Source organism: Mycolicibacterium aubagnense (genome assembly GCF_010730955.1).
GTDB classification, from domain to species: Bacteria; Actinomycetota; Actinomycetes; order Mycobacteriales; family Mycobacteriaceae; genus Mycobacterium; species Mycobacterium aubagnense.
On sequence record NZ_AP022577.1, the window covers coordinates 501,400 to 514,790 of the forward strand.

Annotated in this window: 14 protein-coding genes; 7 read left to right on the forward strand and 7 right to left on the reverse strand. The window is 63.5% G+C overall.

Going from position 1 to position 13,391, the window contains the following annotated elements; all coding sequences use genetic code 11:
• Positions 1-91 precede the first annotated feature (91 nt).
• Positions 92-286 carry a hypothetical protein gene (locus G6N59_RS02620; protein ID WP_138230792.1) on the reverse strand — a complete coding sequence of 65 codons (195 nt, stop codon included), beginning with the start codon at positions 284-286 and terminating at the stop codon, positions 92-94.
• Positions 287-663: 377 nt separating this feature from the next.
• Here G6N59_RS02620 and G6N59_RS02625 point away from each other — a divergent pair, with 377 nt between their 5' ends.
• Positions 664-2,163 (forward strand): carboxylesterase/lipase family protein, encoded by a 1,500-nt coding sequence (locus tag G6N59_RS02625; RefSeq protein ID WP_138230824.1) that lies wholly within the window; start codon positions 664-666, stop codon positions 2,161-2,163.
• Between the two features lie 10 nt (positions 2,164-2,173).
• Here the strand turns inward: G6N59_RS02625 and G6N59_RS02630 are convergent, their stop codons facing one another.
• From G6N59_RS02630 to G6N59_RS02650, 5 genes are all read right to left on the reverse strand, one after another.
• Entirely contained in the window at positions 2,174-2,836 is a 663-nt protein-coding gene (locus G6N59_RS02630; protein WP_138230793.1) for a nucleoside/nucleotide kinase family protein, read from the reverse strand.
• Complete coding sequence (locus G6N59_RS02635) at positions 2,833-3,444, reverse strand: GNAT family N-acetyltransferase (RefSeq protein ID WP_306789612.1); 612 nt, start codon at positions 3,442-3,444, stop codon at positions 2,833-2,835. Before G6N59_RS02635 ends, G6N59_RS02630 begins: the two co-directional genes overlap by 4 nt.
• Positions 3,445-3,504: 60 nt before the next feature.
• Positions 3,505-4,482 (reverse strand): hypothetical protein, encoded by a 978-nt coding sequence (locus tag G6N59_RS02640; RefSeq protein WP_138230794.1) that lies wholly within the window; start codon positions 4,480-4,482, stop codon positions 3,505-3,507.
• A 335-nt stretch (positions 4,483-4,817) separates the two neighbouring features.
• Entirely contained in the window at positions 4,818-5,132 is a 315-nt protein-coding gene (locus G6N59_RS02645; protein WP_234884254.1) for a hypothetical protein, read from the reverse strand.
• Between the two features lie 265 nt (positions 5,133-5,397).
• Positions 5,398-6,714 (reverse strand): PucR family transcriptional regulator, encoded by a 1,317-nt coding sequence (locus G6N59_RS02650; RefSeq protein ID WP_138230795.1) that lies wholly within the window; start codon positions 6,712-6,714, stop codon positions 5,398-5,400.
• Between G6N59_RS02650 and G6N59_RS02655 the strand changes: the two genes are divergently transcribed.
• The 6 genes from G6N59_RS02655 to G6N59_RS02680 all read left to right on the forward strand — a co-directional run bounded on the left by G6N59_RS02655 (position 6,708) and on the right by G6N59_RS02680 (position 12,694).
• Entirely contained in the window at positions 6,708-7,535 is an 828-nt protein-coding gene (locus G6N59_RS02655) for an alpha/beta hydrolase (protein ID WP_138230827.1), read from the forward strand. The two genes, G6N59_RS02650 and G6N59_RS02655, sit on opposite strands and share 7 nt — an antisense overlap.
• Before the next feature lie 35 nt (positions 7,536-7,570).
• Positions 7,571-9,184, forward strand: coding sequence for a benzoylformate decarboxylase (mdlC, locus tag G6N59_RS02660; RefSeq protein ID WP_138230796.1), 1,614 nt, complete (start codon positions 7,571-7,573; stop codon positions 9,182-9,184).
• 10 nt (positions 9,185-9,194) lie between these two features.
• Positions 9,195-11,024, forward strand: a complete 1,830-nt coding sequence (locus G6N59_RS02665) for an FAD-binding oxidoreductase (RefSeq protein ID WP_138230797.1) — start codon at positions 9,195-9,197, stop codon at positions 11,022-11,024.
• Between the two features lie 26 nt (positions 11,025-11,050).
• Positions 11,051-11,986: an alpha/beta hydrolase fold domain-containing protein gene (locus G6N59_RS02670; protein ID WP_138230798.1), complete on the forward strand. Its 936-nt coding sequence runs from the start codon at positions 11,051-11,053 to the stop codon at positions 11,984-11,986.
• A 9-nt stretch (positions 11,987-11,995) separates the two neighbouring features.
• The gene (locus G6N59_RS02675; RefSeq protein ID WP_138230799.1) at positions 11,996-12,244 is read left to right on the forward strand and encodes a hypothetical protein; all 249 of its coding nucleotides are present in this window, start codon (positions 11,996-11,998) and stop codon (positions 12,242-12,244) included.
• 90 nt (positions 12,245-12,334) lie between these two features.
• Positions 12,335-12,694, forward strand: a complete 360-nt coding sequence (locus tag G6N59_RS02680) for a DUF732 domain-containing protein (protein ID WP_138230800.1) — start codon at positions 12,335-12,337, stop codon at positions 12,692-12,694.
• Positions 12,695-12,729: 35 nt separating this feature from the next.
• Here G6N59_RS02680 and G6N59_RS02685 read toward each other — a convergent pair whose 3' ends face one another.
• Positions 12,730-13,389 carry a V-type ATP synthase subunit D gene (locus tag G6N59_RS02685; protein ID WP_163910889.1) on the reverse strand — a complete coding sequence of 220 codons (660 nt, stop codon included), beginning with the start codon at positions 13,387-13,389 and terminating at the stop codon, positions 12,730-12,732.
• Positions 13,390-13,391: the final 2 nt, after the last annotated feature.

The window sequence follows — 13,391 nt, forward strand, 5'->3', positions numbered from 1 at the left end:
GAGCACTGGTCGTGCCGGTGCCGCGAGATGCTCCAGTTTCGCCGCTGATGCGAGCTAACCACCGCTGCCAGGTCGGCATATTCCGATGAGCTCACTGGCTGCGCAATGCCGTTGAATGGGCGTCGACGCCGCAGGTCCCACCGGCGCCTGGGGTATCGCTGCTGTCGGCGGCCGCCAGAGGATGGGCCACAAGGAAGCCCATCCTGTCGGCAGTGTCGATCGCCGCCCAGGCTGCAGCCTCCTCGCTGCTATTTGCTGTCTGCGTTCCGTTCTGCGTACCTGTCATGATTCAGTCCCCCGCGTCACCGAATCGTTAAAGACCTTGGACACAATGTTATTGACGTCAGTACTTCAATTCCGGCCCAAGTGTCATGTTCTCAAATCATCGAATTCCTCGGGTAAACATACCTAACGTATGTTTGCTGAGTCAAGGTTTTCCCACCTGGCCCGGACGCCACATTGATAGGCAATCGAACATGATGAGGCTTGCTTGGCTCGGCATCAACCTGCTCGACCGAGATCGGAATTGAACGCCACCACGAAACGATCGATGAACGCGGTCGTCCCCCGCCGCGCCCACAGTTGCTGGGGCGACTGCGCGCTGCCGGACACGTGATACCTGCGACCAACTTGCACCCATGATGGAATCAGGCAGTGACCCTCATGCCTGAGGTACCGACGACTGCCGGATTCGTGCGAGGCCGATGGGAGAAGTCGGTCGCTGTGTTCCGCGGTATCCCCTATGCCCAAACGCCTTTGGGCCCCTACCGCTTCGCGCGACCCGTTCCGCCACAAGGCTGGGACGGTGTCCGGGATGCGCTGGTATTCGGGCCGCCAGCACCGCAAACCGGAGCGCCAGCGTCTGATGTCGACACAAACTGGCTGACGGTGAACGTGTGGTCACCAAACCTCGGTACCTCAGGTCTCCCGGTGATGGTGTGGATTCACGGTGGCCGGTACCTGGAAGGCCACACCGCCAACCCGCACTACAACGGTGCCGCCCTCGCCGCGGCCGGTGTGGTCGTGGTCAGCATGAACTACCGGGTCGGCGTGGAAGGTTTCGCCTATATCGCGGGCGCACCGAACAACCGCGGCCTTCTCGACCAGATTGCCGCACTGCAATGGGTGCACGACAACATCGCCGCCTTCGGCGGTGACCCCACCAACGTCACGGTGTTCGGTCAATCTGCCGGCGCCGGCAGCGTCGCCGCCCTGCTTACCATGCCGGCCAGTGCGGGTCTGTTTCGGCGCGCTATCGTCCAAAGCTTGCCGGGGACGTTCTTCACCGAGGAACTCGCTGCCGGCGTTTCCGCCCAGATCGCTAAGCAGCTTGGCGCAAGGGCCACGGCCGTTGAGCTGCAACACTTTTCACCCCACTCTCTGGTCGCAGCTAGCCACGCACTGCTCGCAAAGATGCCTGCCTTCGCTGACTCTTGGGGCCCGATGGCACTCACCCCCACACCCTTCTCCCCCATCGTTGACGGCGTCACCCTGTCCGACGCACCCTGGCGCTTGCTCGCATCAGGCGCTGGTCACGCGATTGATCTGCTCGTCGGGCACACTCGCGACGAGTACTCCCTGTTCAATCCGTGGCGCGGAAAGCCCGTCACTGCCCGACACCTCGCCAGCACGGTCAAACAGCTTGCGCCAGAATCATGCGGGCCAGGCGACTATCAGACCGCCTACCCTCGGGCCACGGCGTCACAGCTCTACGAGACCGTGAACGCAGACTGGCTGTTCCGGATGCCGAGCGAACACCTCGCCGATGCCCACCATGCCGGGGGCGGCACCGCGCGACTGTTTGAACTGTCGTGGAGCTTCAACCCAGACGAAAGTGCCTCCCACAGCCTGGACGTGCTACTTGTATTCGGCACGCTCAGTCACGCCGACATCACCAGCCACCCGACCGCAAATCCGAACGCTGCCAGCGAATTTGAGCGATTATCCGGGGCGATGCGCATGGACTGGGTTGCCTTTGCATCGAATGGTGACCCGGGATGGGCACCTTACGAGCCCGGCACGCGCATCACTCGCGTCTACGGCACCGACATTACCGACGAGACCTACCCCGAAGAGGCATCCCGGCGCCTCTGGAGAGACCACCGATTCACCGCGCTCGTCCCGATCACCTCTGGCTCCGGCGGGGACGTGAGTGTTCCCTAACTGGTTGTGTTTATGCGCGGAGTACGACTGGCGATTCGTAGTCACCGTTTGCGATCAGGATCGTGGCTTGTTCCTGAGGCTTGCATTCCCGGAAGTAGCGGCGCTGGGCTTCAACATAGCGCCGCATGGTGGGGTGGTCGGGTTCTGGACTACTTCCATCCCGCAATGCCATCCGTCGCGCAGTTTCGGCGAAGGCAACGTCGAGAAATATCGAAACGTCCCAATGGGAGGAAAGTTCGTTGCGTTGCAAGAAGATTCCGTCCACGACAAGCACTGTTCCCGGGGCGGCAACCTGCGGCTCAGGGGTAAGAACCGCATCGGTCGTGACATCATGGCAGGCGGTGCGGTAGCGCCGAGAGCCGCCGGGTCGAAACGGGGTAAGGACATCGGTGTGGAACTGGCGATAGTTGTAGGAGTCTGACCAGAAGCCTTCAGGCGAACCACGGCCCAACCGGTAACGGACTTCGCGCGTGTTGTGAAAGTCGTCGAGCGATACACGCACCACCGGTCGTTCTTGGTCGCGCAGAAGGTGGGCAAGAGCGTCGGCGAAATGGGTCTTGCCGGCGCCGTCGGGTCCGTCTATCGCGATCCTCGGACAGCGCTGACCGTCGAAGGCAGGAATCCGTGCTGCGACGAAGGCCAATGCATCCGCCCGGCTGAAAGCAGCGCTCATCGCCGGCGGTCCTGCGCATCGCTGGCCAGAAGCGCATGCACATGCATGTCGTGCCACCCATCAGCGTGCAACGCAGCACTCCGCTGGGTGCCCTCCGCGCGAAACCCGGCCTTAGTCGCAACCCGACACGAAGCGTGATTCGCCACTGAATGCTCCAACCCAATCCGATGGAAACCCGCGTCGCGGAATGCCCACTGACACAACGTAGTCAACGCCCGCGTACAGAGTCCGCGACCGCGCCACGTCGGCACCATCCAATACGCCGCTTCAGCTGAACCATCGTGCAAATCCAGGCACTTCAGCGACACGCGGCCCATCAGAGCATCGCTGGTGAGGTCGACCACCGCCCAATTCAACTGAGCCTCAGCGGTCCACCCGGCATTCCACTCGTTGATCCATCGCCGCGCCTCGTCCGCAGAGTCAGCACGTCGGACATGCCAGCGTTGGATCTCGGGATCACTGAAGGCGTCCACGACTGCGTTGGCGTCAGATGGTCGCCACGGCCGGAGCAACGCGACGCTGGCCACGGACAACGACGGATGAGGAGATCGAGACAAATGACCAGCGGATATCGCCGGCGGAATTAAAGTCGGCACGCGCGGCATCATCGCGCGAAATCTGAACACGGTCCACCGACAACGGGCGAGTGGGCGGAGACTCGTACTGTCTCAGCTGGCCCGCTCATCGGCCTGCAAGGCGCCGATGAAGATGTCGTCGAGTACGCGAGGCCGGCCAGCACGTAGAGCGGTGGCTCGGGAGGCGTGGTTGTGGCGGTCGATGGTTCCTATCAGTAGGTCCGCGGCGTCGGCAGCCCAACCGTGCGCCCACGCGCATTGGGTGGACGTGGCAAGGCGCTTTCCTGCATGTCCCACGCTGATGACCTCCTCGTTGATTTCCTGGCCGGTGATCCAGCCGAGCGCACCGGGCGCCACCGCGAACACGCCCACTGTGTCGTCGCCGGTGCGGATGGCCCACATCTGTTCACGTTCGTGCCAATCCCGAAGGTCGTCGGGTTGGACGGCGGTGAGATTGTTCGACAGCACGGGATCTGTTTCGGCTACGTGGGCGTAGCGGTCGGCGACGAGGTGAAGGGCGTCTTCTGCGGCGCCGAATCGATCGAGGGTGATGCGGCCATCCGCGGGGGCCATGTCGTGGCATCGAGCGAGGTGAATGCTCTTGTCGAGGATGACATCCGGCCGATTGGCCAGCAGGTGGGGCGTGGTCCGCATCCGCAGGAAGCGGATGTTGAAGTTTGACCATTCGGCGACAACGCAGCCGGTGAGGGCGTCGATGTCGTCGAAGCTATGGGCGAGGACGTCGACAAAGGGGCGCGCGGTGTTGCGAGAGTAGAACCTGATTCCACCCAGCAGGTCACCGCGTGCCGTGCGAACGTGCCGATGGGCGTAGTCCAGCGACGCGACGCCCGGCAGTGCAAGGTGATCGGAGAAGGTGCGCGCGAACTCGATGTCCCCTACCAGTTCCGCTTGCTCGTTCAGCCAGCGATCGACTTTGCTTGCGCCTGACGAGCCAAACAACCGGCCCGCCACCGCGAGTTCACCAGCCAAAGACGGCCATTTCCCGCTAACCCCCACCGCTACAGCATCGGCGTCATATCCGGATGCAACAACCGATTTCTTGGAACGCAACCGCCATCATCGGACTCGCTGGTCTCGTTGCCAAACAAATCAGGACACCCGGTTACGCGCCTCTCCCCCGCCGTCAAAGCGCAGCTCGGGGTGTGTCCTATCCCGTCCCGAATCTTCGGCACACCGCGGCGCTGTCAGGCGAGCCGGCCCGCATCAGATGGGAGTCGCCATTGGCCTCAGCAAAACTGGTCCGCCCACTAGAACGAGACTCTGCGCACCATCTACAGAAATCCGGCGGAATCGAATACGGACCAGTCGTTCATTTGCGGTCAGCAATTAGCGAAAATTCGGAAGACTTGACCGGCGAATTGTCGCTGAATGATTTCCTTGCGTCATCATCTATTGCACATGAGATCGACATACGCAGTCTTGTACCGAACGAGATTGCCCACGTTTCCAGTCGGGCCCCGCTGCACCCAGGAATGTTTGACGGCAGTGCCCTGCCGCACCGCGATCACCGTACATTGCTCGATGGGTGCGTTCCCGATCTTGTTGAGTATCGGGCGAACTCCCCGGGCTTCGAGGTCGCTGATCGTCTCCTGCGCCGATGCCTGCACCTCGGATGCAGCCAGTGCCGGCACCGCCGAACGCCCGCTTAACATCATCGCTACGGATGCAACCACAATGCTCTTGGCAATCCCGCTGCTCAACAATTCAATATCCTTTCCCGCGTTCAATCTTGCCTATCAATGCAATCTAAAAGCCAATTCTAGCTAGAATTGAACGCGAGTCGACATACTCATAGCTGACGCATAATGACCTCCAGGTCGATTTCATAATCGATTCATATCTATTTCAGACATTGCCAGGTCAAAGGATCTAACCCGAGCCGTTGGACTTGAGAAAACATGCCGTGACGTCTCACGCCGCGAGGCCGCGCAGAAGGGCTCGACTGTCGTCGCTCGGCTTGGTAGCTCACTTCTGGGGGCGTGGGGCCTCGAGCGCCAAGGCGACTTGGGCCAGCCAGAAGTTGTCGGTCAGAGGCCGTCCGGTCAGTTCGGTGAATCGACGCAGCCGGTAGTTGACGGTGTTGCGATGGCAATGCAGTTCTACGGCTGTAGCTGATACGGATTGGCCGAGTCGTAACCAGGTGCGGACAGTGGTGAGTAGCGGTTCGGCTCTGTCGGATGGCAGCTCGAGCACCGGCCCCAGGGTGGCCGCCACAACGGCGGCGGCGGCATCAGGCGCGCTGGCCAGCAGCACGGGCAACACATCGCGGTTGTAGCGGGTGACCGGCCTGTCGGTCGCGGATGCTGCCATGGCGACTTGTGCCTGGGCGCGGGATTTCGAACAGTCGGTGACGGCGGTGAAGGGACTGCTGAGACCGATCAACACCGGTACGTCTGAACAGATGCTGCCGGCAATGCGGTCCAGCGCGTCGGTGTGGTTCCGACGCATCAGCACGATTCCGATTTGTGAACTCGGAGTCAGGCGGAACCATGCGTCCTGTACAGCGGCATGCGACGAGATCATCGTCTCGATGTCCGGAGGCGCGTCCCCGATCGATGTGTCCTCGGCGCCGGTGGCCGCGATGACCGTCAGATGTCCTGTTCGCGGAAGTCCGAGGGCGGCGACGGCGTCCCAGAACGCTGCTCCGATGCTGGAGTCGTTGAACAGAATCGTATCCAGCAGCGCGGCGCGCACTTGTTCGTTGCGCCGCGCGTCACGGATCTCGATCTCCCGGAAAACTGCATGCGCGCGAAGCGAATTGGTGTTCATCCAGGCAAAGATGGACGGTGTTGCCGCTATCAGCGCTTCCTTTTCGATCTGGTCTGTGTTCGCCAAAGATGCGAGTTCGTCCCAGATGGTGGCCGCGCCAAGCCTGTAGGCGTGCAGCAAGCTGGAAAGTGTCAGGCCCTGACCGGCGCGGTGACGAATTGCGGAATCGAAACTCCGATCGCCGGGTTCGCCGCCGAGGTCGATCCAGTCCAGCATCTCGTCGAGGTACGCGGCGATATTGTCCTGAACAGTGTTGCCTTCATCGTCACGGCCAAGGACGTAGTCAGACACTTCGCCGCGCAGCACACTGAAGACTTTGATCACGATCGCCTCCGACTGTTCGCGGACGCGATTGGTCAAAACTGTCCGTGGTTGTATTCGTCGCTGCGGCACGCACCGGATCGTAAAACGCCGCGCAGCATTGTGCTCTGGCACAAGGTTTCGAAGGGTGCTTTTAGGCTGCAGTTCATTGTCGGCGCCCGCCTCGATTCCGCATGCTGGCTGCCATGGCATCCGGTTCTGCGCAGACGATCGTTCTCATTCATGGGCTGTGGATGACGCCGTTGGCTTGGGAGGACTGGGTGGCGCGTTACCGCGCCCGCGGTTATGACGTGATGACGCCTGGCTACCCCGGTGTTGCTCCCGGCCCGGCCGGCGTCGCAGCGTTGCGGGAAGACCCGACACCGCTAGCTGAACTCGGGGTGCGGGAGGTATTCGATCACTTTGCCGAGCTCATCGACGAACTTACCGAACCGCCGATTTTGATGGGCCACTCATTCGGCGGCACGTTCGTGCAACTGTTGCTCGACGCCGGTTACGGACAAGCCGGGGTGTCCATCGACGGTGCCGCCGTCAAAGGCATTAAGGCGCTGCCGTTTTCAGAAATCCGGGCCACGTTCCCGGTACTGAAAAATCCCGCCAATGTGCACCGTGCGGTGCCCATCACGGCCGCAGAATTTCACTATGCGTTCACCAACACGCTCGGCGAATCTGAATCTATGATCGCCTATGACCGTTACGCCGTCCCCGTGCCGGGGCGGATCCTTTTCCAGGGCGGCCTGGCCAACTTCACGCACAACGCTGCCACCACATACAACTTCGCCAACGACGATCGTGCGCCGCTGCTGTTCATTGCCGGCGGCCGCGACCACATCCTCCCGCCTGCGGTGCAGCACGAGAACTACACGAAAAACGCCAAACACTCGTCTGCGATCACCGCCTACAAGCTGTTCCCCCAGCGAGACCACTTCACCTGCGGCGCACCGGGATGGGAAGAAGTCGCCGACTTCGCCTTGAACTGGGCGCTGAACCCCGTGCGCGGGGAACTCGACTGACCCTTTGTAATTTCTCACGAAAGCAATGACTACCAGTGACCACAGTGCGCGACGCCATCCTCGACCTGTTCCGCTCCCACGATCTGACCACCTGGTTCGGCAACCCCGGCTCGTCTGAATTGGCTCTGCTACAAGACTTTCCCGACGACTTCCGATACTTCCTCGGCCTTCAGGAAATGATTCCGGTCGGGATGGCCGACGCCTATGCGCAAGTCACACGGCGTCCCGCCGTGGTCAACCTGCACACCGCCCCCGGAATGGGTAACGCGCAAGGCCAGATCTACAACGCCTACGTCAACAAGACGCCCCTGATCATCACCGCGGGGAACCAACGCCGCAACATGCAGAACCAGTACTGTCTGCTGACCAACCACGAACCCACCACGGTGCCCAAACCATTCATCAAATGGGCGGCCGAGCCCGCCATCGCCAGTGAAGCCCCGGCAGTGCTGGCCCGCGCGATTCACCTTGCCACCACGCCGCCGATGGGACCAGTTTTCGTCTCGCTCCCGATGGACGACATGCCGGTCGAACTGACCGACGATCAAGTCGCCGATATCAAGGTCGTGCGCGAGCGCACCGTAACCCACGCGACGGGTTTCCCAACCGAGTTGGCCGAACAGATCGGCGCACGGTTGGACGCCGCCACATCACCGGTGATCGTCGTCGGCGGTGATATCGACCGCTACGACGCGTACGAGGCGGTGATCGCACTGGCAGAACGCACCGAATCTCCCGTGTTCACCGCACCATTGACCGGCTGGAGCGGATTCCCGGAGAATCATCGGCTCTATCACGGCGCGCTGCCGCCGGGCGCGGGCTGGATCTCGCAGATTCTCGCCGGGCACGACCTGATCCTCGCGATCGGGACCTCGGTGTTCCGCTACTACCCCCAGGTGCCGGGGCCGTACCTGCCCGAGGGCGCAAGCTTGATCCACATCACCAACGATCCGGACGAGGCCGCCCGCGCGCCCATCGGGGATGCGATCGTCGCCGACGTCCGTACAGCCGCCCAGGCGCTGGCAACGACGGTGAAACCAACCCAGCGCCCCGCCCCCACGCCGCGCGCGGCGGGCCCCGAACACGTGTCGGCACAGGTACCGCTGAAGCCCGAGTCGCTGTGGGCGGCCGTCGGTCACGCCGCGCCCGATGACACGCTCTGGGTCAGCGAAGCCGGCAGTAACGAGATCCCCATGACCGCAAGCATCCGCCCGGGAAATCCGCTATCGCATCTATCCGCCGCCGGCGGCGGACTCGGCTGGGGCCTACCCGCATCGGTGGGCGCCCAAATCGCGGCACCGGATCGACCCGTGGTCGCGCTCATGGGCGACGGCTCCATGCACTACGCGATCACCGCGTTGTGGAGTGCGGCGCGCTACCAGATCCCGGTCACGGTCGTCGTGGCTTCCAATGCCGAGTACGGCGTGGTCAAAGAATTCGGCGTCTGGGAAAAGACCCCGAACGTCCCCGGCCTCGACATTCCCGGCCTCGACATCGTAGGAACCGCAGCCAGCTACGGCGTCGACGCCCACGAAGCCCACAGCTCCGACGAGGTATTCGAGTTGGTGAAGGCGGGCATCGCTGACCGCGACCGACCGACCCTGATCAACGCGCGCACCTTACCCGTCTCGGGCGGATTCGGCAGCTAGGAGGACTGCGGTGGATGAAACGATCGTATCGGCGTTCGCCGCGGCGTTAGGTGGCCGCGACGCGGTGGCCACCGACGCCGCTACCCTGGCCGAAAACGGTAGGGATTATTGGGGTTTCGGTCAACAGCCCGGCCTGGTACTGCGCCCGCGCACCCGCGAAGAGGTCGTCGCGATCGTGAAAGTTGCTGCTGAACACAATGTCTCGTTGGTCACCCGCGGTGGCGCGTCGAACTGCAGCGCCGGGGTCATGGCCGGTTCGGACCGCGTGGTGATCGACATGACGAGGATGAACCAGGTTCTCGACATCGACCCGGCAGCTCGGACCGCGCGAGTCCAGCCCGGCGTCATCAATTCCGATCTGCAGGAGCAGTTGGCGCCGCACAAGCTGGTGTTCTCACCGGACCCTGTCTCGGCCCATCTGGCAACAGTCGGCGGCAATATCGTCGAAAACGCCGGTGGCCCACACGCTCTCAAATACGGCGTCACCTACAACCACGTGGTGGCCGTGGAAGCGGTTCTCGCCGACGGCGCGGTTCTCCAATTCCGGGCCGACGACGACGGCCCGGACCTGCTGGGCGTACTCATCGGGTCGGAGGGCACCCTGGCCATCCTCACCGAGGCCACCGTGGCATTGCGCCCAACCCCGCCGGTCACCCGCAGCCTGATGGGCAGCTTCAACACCGCCCGAAAGGCAGCTGAAACCATCGCCGCGATCATTCAGACCGGTACCGTGCCTGCGGCCGTCGAATGGCTCGACCGCGTCGGTATCGCCGGACTGCAGCAGTTCACCGACACCGGCTATCCCGCCGACGCCGATGCGATCGTGCTCATCGACGTCGACGGCACCGCCGACGAGGTCGACCGAGACGCCAAGATCGTGGAGGAAGTGTTGCGGCAACACGCCGTTGAGGTGCGCCGTGCCGATGACGACGACGCCCGCGCCAAGCTATGGTACGGACGTCTGCATGCCCCCGACGCTGTCGTGCGGAGCGGCAAGGGCTTTTTCATCGGAGACGTCACCGTTCCCCGGCAACACATCCCGGAGATGCAGCAGGCGATCCAGGATGCCGCCAAGCGGCACTCCGACGCACTGCTATTCATCGCCGTCACCGGCCATGCCGGTGACGGCGATCTTCACCCGACCACGTTCTATGACAAGGACAACCCCAACGCAGCCGCCGCGCTGGAGGCTGCCAACAACGAAATCATAGAAGCGGCACTCAAATTGGGTGGCACCATCACCGGCGAACACGGCGTCGGTACCGAGAAGATCCAATTCATGACCAAACGCTTCACCCCGGTGGAGATCGCGGCCCAGCGCATCCTCAAGCAGGTCTTCGATCCCGCGCAGCGCCTCAATCCCGGCATCATGCTGCCCGACGTGTCGCCGGCGGAACCTGCGCTGCTCTCTTTCGAGACCGCCGTGCGCGCCGCCCTCGACCGCCATCCGGGTTCGGCTGCGCAAGCCGACGGTGACGACACCAGCGTCGAGGTGAACACCGGAAACTTGAACTTGGTGGTCGGCGCCGCAGTCACCCTGGACGAACTATCGAAGAAACTCGACGAGGAAGGCGTGACATGCGCCGCCATCCCCACCGAGAAATCTGAACGTACCGTCGGCGAACTGATCGCCAATGCAGCGGGTGAGGAGCGCCTAGCGGTGCGTCACGGGCTGCTCGGCGTCGAGGTCGTCCTGCCCGACGGCGCCGCCGTGGCCCGCTTCGGCGGTCAGAACATGAAAGACGTCGCAGGCTACGACACCAAGCGCCTATTCATCGGCGGCCGCAATGCATTCGGCGCGATCACCAGCGCTGTCTTCAAGATTGCGGTCGCCCGGTGACACCGCAATTGCGGTAGGACAGACCCGTGTCTTGGCAGATGCACGCCGTCGCTACCTATGGGCGCCTCGTGCGTCGCCCCCGCACCTATGCAACACCCCAGAGCGCGCGCGCCTACCTCAATCGACCCAAGAGCGCCGGCGAACCGTCCTCGCAACTGGCCACGTCCGATCGTTACCAGGTGACCCGCGACGCTATCGACGGGTTCGACTGCTACACAGTGCAATCCAGCAGCGGCGCGACCATCCCTGCCGACCGGTCATCGGTTGTCTACGTCCACGGCGGTGCCTACGTCAACCAAATCGAGCGCGCGCACTGGAAACTCGTCTGCGCGATCGCCGACGCGACCCAGCGCCCTGTACATGTGCCCCTCTACGGGCTCGCGCCACAACACTGCGCCGAAGAAGCGGTCGACCTGCTGGGAACAGTGATGGGCCGAGCGGCACAACAAGGGCCTATGTATATCGCTGGCGACTCGTCCGGAGCGGGACTGGCCCTGGCAGCTACCCAAACGGTCATCGCCGCCGGAGCCACCCCGCCAGTTGGACTGACCCTGATCAGTCCCTGGCTCGACATCGCACTGACCAATCCCGCCATCGCCACCATCGCCAAACGGGACCCGTGGCTCGCGGTTCCCGGGCTACGCGAGTGCGGCCGCGTGTGGGCCAGACACCTAGCGGACGACGACAGCCGAGTGAGCCCCATTCACGGTGAGCTGCATGACCTTCCACCAATCGACCTCTACGTCGGCGACCGCGACATCTTCGTTGCCGACTGCCGTCAACTACGCGACCGCATCGGCAACGACCGCATCACCTACCACGAGCACCCAGGCGCAATTCACGTCTACCCACTGCTACCGGTCCCCGAAGCCAAGCCCGCTCGACATACACTGCTCAGCCACATCCAAGCCACCGTCAATGCACCACGGCACGACGACGACCGTCGCCATCATCTCCAGTAAGAAACATTGATGAGCCGCGCCGTCGCCTTCCCGCACGCCTCCACGGCCGAGAGTGTGCGCTTCACAACGCTGGTGGCGCTGCCCAACCTGGCCGAAGGCCTGTTCAGCCGCCGGCCCACAGTGACCGCCGCGCTCAACTGGGTCGGTGTCGACACCCCGCCAGTGCTAACCGAGCCGTGCCTATGGCGACTTCGGCCGCCGCGGGATGGACGGTCAGCATGGGCCCTTAGTCCTTGCACCCTGGCCAGTTGGCCCTAGCAACCGGTGCAGACCCGCGACACGATCAGCGGCAACGCAGGAAGGCACGGCCCTATAGCTGCCGAGCGTTACCACTCCGAGGAGACAACGATGAACCTGGCGACGAGGCTGCTCACAGCCGTATTGTTCTGTGCGGCAACGCTAAGCGCCGCCACGGCGGCACAAGCCAGCACCGGCGATAGCTTTACCGCCGACGAAATCGCCTATCTGAGCGATCTGGCCGCCGACGGTATGGGACCCGCGGTGAGCGCTCAGGGTCTCGTGGATGAGGGCTGGACGATCTGTCGTGCTCTGACCTCGGGCATGACGCCTACTGCGGCAGCCGCGAAGGTGTATGACGGAGCACGTATTGCCGGCGGCATCACCCAGGCGCAAGCCGACCGTGTGGTAGCCGACGCGACGAACGATCTGTGCGTTTCAGCGACGCACAGCGGCACACTAGAGGCCTGATCACCTTCCGCCTGGGCCAGAGGATGCGCACCCAGCTATACGTCGCCTGACTGGTCAGCAGACATTCTGGAGCTGGACCGCTCAGATGTCCGGGCCAGCGTCATCGCAGATTTCAGCCGGACCCCCTCGGCGCGCTCCTGCTCCTCCAGATCAAGTTCGATCTTCGCCAGGGCTGCGCGCAGGCTGGGCACCCAATGCCGGCGCAATGCCATGGCCCGCAGCCGGGTGGCGTGAAACTCGCGGTCGATCACCCGCACGGCCGCGAGCGCGGCGCCGTGGCGCGCAGCAGCGGCGACTGCGGCGTCGTGGGCTCTCTGGGCGTACACGAGGGCCGAGCTGTCCACTACTACCCGCCCGTCTGGGCGCGGCGGCGTGCAGTCAGCGCTGTCGGGGTAGCGGATGCCTATGGTTGTTCTCCAGACGACGGTGATCGTCGCCGGCAGATCTGGGGTTGCCTGCTGAATCGAGCGCTGCCCGCCGAGCAGGGTGGCCCGCAGTGTCCAGGTACGGGCGTCTAGGCGGGCGCGCTCCCAGTCGCGGCCGGTGTCCGCGGCGAGCGCGCGTAAACGTCGGCGCTCGCCGCCCAGAATGGCGACTTTCTGCTCCAGCAGCGTGACACCGCGTTCCGCAACGTCGAGCCGGGTGCGCAACCACAGCCGGCCAGCACGACCAGGGGGTACCCGCAGTGTCGGCATCC

What these genes read in the sequence shown, in the direction of transcription:
- G6N59_RS02680 (WP_138230800.1), top strand. Translation starts at nt 12,335, where the DNA reads ATGAACCTGGCGACGAGGCTGCTCACAGCCGTATTGTTCTGTGCGGCA.
- G6N59_RS02675 (WP_138230799.1), top strand. Translation starts at nt 11,996, where the DNA reads ATGAGCCGCGCCGTCGCCTTCCCGCACGCCTCCACGGCCGAGAGTGTG.
- G6N59_RS02625 (WP_138230824.1), top strand. Translation starts at nt 664, where the DNA reads ATGCCTGAGGTACCGACGACTGCCGGATTCGTGCGAGGCCGATGGGAG.
- G6N59_RS02685 (WP_163910889.1), bottom strand. Translation starts at nt 13,389, where the DNA reads ATGCCGACACTGCGGGTACCCCCTGGTCGTGCTGGCCGGCTGTGGTTG.
- G6N59_RS02630 (WP_138230793.1), bottom strand. Translation starts at nt 2,836, where the DNA reads ATGAGCGCTGCTTTCAGCCGGGCGGATGCATTGGCCTTCGTCGCAGCA.
- G6N59_RS02620 (WP_138230792.1), bottom strand. Translation starts at nt 286, where the DNA reads ATGACAGGTACGCAGAACGGAACGCAGACAGCAAATAGCAGCGAGGAG.
- G6N59_RS02655 (WP_138230827.1), top strand. Translation starts at nt 6,708, where the DNA reads ATGGCATCCGGTTCTGCGCAGACGATCGTTCTCATTCATGGGCTGTGG.
- G6N59_RS02635 (WP_306789612.1), bottom strand. Translation starts at nt 3,444, where the DNA reads ATGATGCCGCGCGTGCCGACTTTAATTCCGCCGGCGATATCCGCTGGT.
- G6N59_RS02650 (WP_138230795.1), bottom strand. Translation starts at nt 6,714, where the DNA reads ATGCCATGGCAGCCAGCATGCGGAATCGAGGCGGGCGCCGACAATGAA.